Below are 2,424 nucleotides of genomic sequence, written 5' to 3' on the forward strand. Positions count from 1 at the left end.
CTGTGAGGTCAAAGAAGTTCTCGGTACTTTTCAGATCAAAAACATTTTGTCAATTCTGTAGGGGTGTCGAAAGTGGGGTATACAGTCCCAGACCGCGTCGTGCGAACGGTCGACGCCAAGCTAATCGAATACCGCGACGACCTCGCGTGAACACTTCGCTATCGAAGTGTATGATCACGACCAGACCGGCTCTCCCTACGTCCTCAAACCCGCGAGCAGAGTGTCGGATATTCAATACAGTCGGTATAGCAGGATGTGATTTACTGCAATTCGGCTTCTCTCGCAGATGTTCTATGTTGGTCTTGATGCCAACAGCCTTATACTGATGGCATACAAACCAACAGTAGAGGATGGCCCTGACGCCGACCGACCTCGATGGTTACGCTCGGACCGATGTATATGAGGATGGCACCCTCATTCGCGTGTCGGTTCGGCAGACGACTGATGCGGCGTATCCATCCGGGTGGCGCTACACGCTCCACTACGGTGCGCTCGCTCCCGACCCGCCCGAGACGCTGGCCGACGGAACTATTTGGCGCTACGATAATGCCCACGAGGATACGAGAGGCCACGATCTTCACGTTGCCCCGGACCCTGACCCGGAGACCATCCAATTTCCGGGCATGGTTGATCTCTACGAACGGTTCTGGTCGGAAGTTCCAAAGCCGAGGTTCGGGCCATCCAACACTGGAGGAGAATCATCATGACCACCAATACCTACGCTGACGACCACGACGTGCTCGTGATCACCGTCCGTCAGGATGGCGAGAGTATCTACGAGGAAGGACGCGATGCAATTGAGGCACTTGACCGTGGTGAGACAGTCGAACAACCTGATAGTGTGACGTTCCCCAACGAGACGATGCTCGCCCAGACGTTCACCGAGCAAACCCTGGGGCTGTTGCGTGTCATCACGGACGCGGAGCCGGAGAGCATCCGTGAAACCGCTCGCCTCGTCGAGCGCGACGTAAAAAACGTCCACGAGGAACTGGCCCGCCTCGAAACGATGGGCGTCATCCACTTCGCGGAGGAAGGCCGGTCGAAACGCCCGGTCTTCCCCTATGACGAACTCGTTATCACAGTACCGTTCGGGCAGCACTCGAACGACGAGACTGATCCCGCAGTTGCATCCGGGTGAACACGCATGACCGACGACATCCACCATCCTACCGACGTGGAGGACCGTTCCGAGGACCACCAGCAGGCGGTCGAAGCCTGCCAGCACGCACTTGACGCGCTCCACGGCGGCGACCTCTCCCATGCCCGGTCGTTACTCGATGAGACGCGTGCAGCCGTCGAGCGCGCCCAGCACGACGACGCAGAACAAGCCTACCGCGAGACCGCTTACGACTGCTACGAGTAGGCATCGGCCCGCAGCTTAATGTGTTGGGAGGAATAAGAGTCTGCGTGTATGTCACATGATATATCCTCAGCGGTCGTTACTGATTCCGGCAGGCTGTTGTGTGAACAAATGACAAAAGAAGTGTTCGCTGCCTCGGACAAATCTCATGTTGCATCAGAGGATGCGTGGCCGGCGACCGCTGAGAAATATGGTCTCCGTTGGAATCTCGGTTCAGGAAATCGAGTAGTCGGTGGTTTGCCCGAGACATATAATGGGCAATCAGTCGTTGACGGTCCTCACCAGTATGTCATCAAGATTTCTCTGAGTACAGACCCACCGCCCGGCGAATTGATGCCAAACTATATTGAAGCGATCATTTGGGAACAGGCTGTTGATAAGGAGCTAGCTCACCTCTTTACCCCTATTATTGCTTACGACTCAGAATATCGCTGGATTGTCATGGAAGAGGTGGAGGTGCTCGGGAAGGATTTTTGGGACGGATGTGGACCCGTTCCATATCTTGATACATGGGAAGAATTTGACTCACAATATCAAGAGTTCAAAGAGGGACTTAGCGAGATTCCGGGAGAGTACGGAGGAGAAGCCGGTGTAAATCATTCAGGTAGTGTCGTTGCGGTCGATTATGAACATTTTCTTGGAAGTGAGTGGGCCGGAATGTTTGACCGCGAGAAAATGCGGTGTGTCACGTTCGCTGACATCGGTCGTCGAGATCGGTCGGACGATACAGCGCTGTCAGGACATTAATCGCCGACTCTCATCAAGCGAGTAATCCCGCCGGCAAGAAGATAGCTTGTTCCAGCGACATTCTCCTATTACTTCGGTTCCGTACTCATCCTCTCGCATTTCCAAGTTTTATCTAGCTCGCCTGCTATACGATGTTCTCCCGTTAATTGACTCTCTTCGAGATCGATACTGAACTGAAATTTTACATCGGCTCGGTCATCGCCATCCCAATTCACCTCTACCCATACGTTCAAAACATTCGTCTTTACCTATGGAAATTCTGCTGGCTAAGTAAACCACCGCTGTCAGTATAGTTGTTGCGGGGAACTGCTTGCTGA

4 protein-coding genes are annotated in these 2,424 nt (G+C 53.8%); all 4 read left to right on the plus strand.

Annotation, left to right across the window (positions count from 1 at the left end):
- Positions 1-350: 350 nt before the first annotated feature.
- Genes ACQUQO_RS18085 through ACQUQO_RS18100 form a run of 4 tightly spaced genes read left to right on the plus strand, consistent with a single transcriptional unit; the run spans position 351 to position 2,107 of the window.
- Complete coding sequence (locus tag ACQUQO_RS18085; protein ID WP_435080028.1) at positions 351-707, plus strand: toxin-antitoxin system TumE family protein; 357 nt, start codon at positions 351-353, stop codon at positions 705-707.
- Positions 704-1,138, plus strand: coding sequence for a hypothetical protein (locus ACQUQO_RS18090; protein ID WP_435080030.1), 435 nt, complete (start codon positions 704-706; stop codon positions 1,136-1,138). Before ACQUQO_RS18085 ends, ACQUQO_RS18090 begins: the two co-directional genes overlap by 4 nt.
- 6 nt (positions 1,139-1,144) lie before the next feature.
- Positions 1,145-1,363: a hypothetical protein gene (locus ACQUQO_RS18095; protein WP_435080032.1), complete on the plus strand. Its 219-nt coding sequence runs from the start codon at positions 1,145-1,147 to the stop codon at positions 1,361-1,363.
- A 48-nt stretch (positions 1,364-1,411) separates the two neighbouring features.
- The gene (locus ACQUQO_RS18100) at positions 1,412-2,107 is read left to right on the plus strand and encodes a hypothetical protein (protein ID WP_435080033.1); all 696 of its coding nucleotides are present in this window, start codon (positions 1,412-1,414) and stop codon (positions 2,105-2,107) included.
- Positions 2,108-2,424 lie beyond the last annotated feature (317 nt).

Source organism: Halococcus sp. AFM35 (assembly GCF_051195015.1).
Classification (GTDB): domain Archaea; phylum Halobacteriota; class Halobacteria; order Halobacteriales; family Halococcaceae; genus Halococcus.

Excerpts from the sequence above, each read along its gene's own strand:
- ACQUQO_RS18085 (WP_435080028.1), top strand. The coding sequence starts at position 351 with ATGGCCCTGACGCCGACCGACCTCGATGGTTACGCTCGGACCGATGTA.
- ACQUQO_RS18090 (WP_435080030.1), top strand. The coding sequence starts at position 704 with ATGACCACCAATACCTACGCTGACGACCACGACGTGCTCGTGATCACC.
- ACQUQO_RS18095 (WP_435080032.1), top strand. The coding sequence starts at position 1,145 with ATGACCGACGACATCCACCATCCTACCGACGTGGAGGACCGTTCCGAG.
- ACQUQO_RS18100 (WP_435080033.1), top strand. The coding sequence starts at position 1,412 with ATGTCACATGATATATCCTCAGCGGTCGTTACTGATTCCGGCAGGCTG.